The organism is Paenibacillus sp. 598K (assembly GCF_003851045.1).
Taxonomy (GTDB): Bacteria; Bacillota; Bacilli; order Paenibacillales; family Paenibacillaceae; genus Paenibacillus_D.
The window spans coordinates 1,761-2,645 of the sequence record NZ_BFBX01000001.1 but is presented as its reverse complement, the minus strand read 5'-3'; the positions used below and the strand labels follow the sequence as shown (position 1 = coordinate 2,645).

Below are 885 nucleotides of genomic sequence, written 5' to 3'. Positions count from 1 at the left end.
CCTGACGACTCCGCCAGCCGAATCGCGGAAGCCTCGACGATTTCGAAGCGCTCCTGCTGGAACCATTGCGCCCGAAGGCTGTAGAACAACACCACACAGACGGCCACCAGCACAATCGCTTTCAGTCGCCCGGAGATGCCGCCACGCCGAGATGTTTGCCGAGCCGCCCGCTTCTTCGCAGCCACCTTGTCTGTTTGTGCTTCCTTGTTCATTTCCCCGCTGCTTGCCATACCTAGCCCCTTCCCTCCCTCATCAAGGCTTCGCCGCTATGGATATCGAAGAGATGCGCCTTGTCCATATTCAGCCTGATACGCACTTCATCGCCAACGCCAACCGGTGTATGCGCATTAGCCCGAACGATAAGCTGACCGTGCCCCGTCTCGGCATACAGATAGGTATCTGCACCCATCATTTCCTTCATCTCCACCTTCGCCTGGACGGCCCATGCTTCCTTGAGCGCTGTCGCCTCGGACTCAAGCAGTACATGCTCCGGGCGGATGCCGAGCATGACCTCCCTGTCGCTATGCGCCGAGTTGGTAATCGCTGATCCGTAATGCCCATCAACGGGCAGCCTCCAGCGCCGTGTCGTGAAGAACAGTCCATTAGCCGTCTTCTCCAGCTTGCCTGGCATGAAATTCATCTGAGGCGTCCCGATGAAACCCGCCACGAACATATTGGCTGGATAATCGTACAACTCCTGGGGCTGTGCCACCTGCTGGATGAGCCCACTCTTCATCACCACGATTCGCGTCCCCATCGTCATTGCTTCCACCTGGTCATGTGTGACATAGACGATCGTCGTCTTCAGCCTCGCATGAAGCTTGATAATCTCTGCACGCGTCTGTGCCCGCAGCTTGGCATCCAGGTTGGAGAGCGGCTCATCCA

2 protein-coding genes are annotated in these 885 nt (G+C 57.6%); both read right to left on the bottom strand.

Going from position 1 to position 885, the window contains the following annotated elements; translation table 11 throughout:
• Positions 1-212 (bottom strand): hypothetical protein (locus PA598K_RS35855; protein ID WP_185601313.1); only part of this gene is annotated, 212 nt, incomplete at its 3' end.
• 20 nt (positions 213-232) lie between these two features.
• On the bottom strand, positions 233-885 hold a 653-nt coding region (locus tag PA598K_RS38740), incomplete at its 5' end, for an ABC transporter ATP-binding protein (protein WP_185601311.1).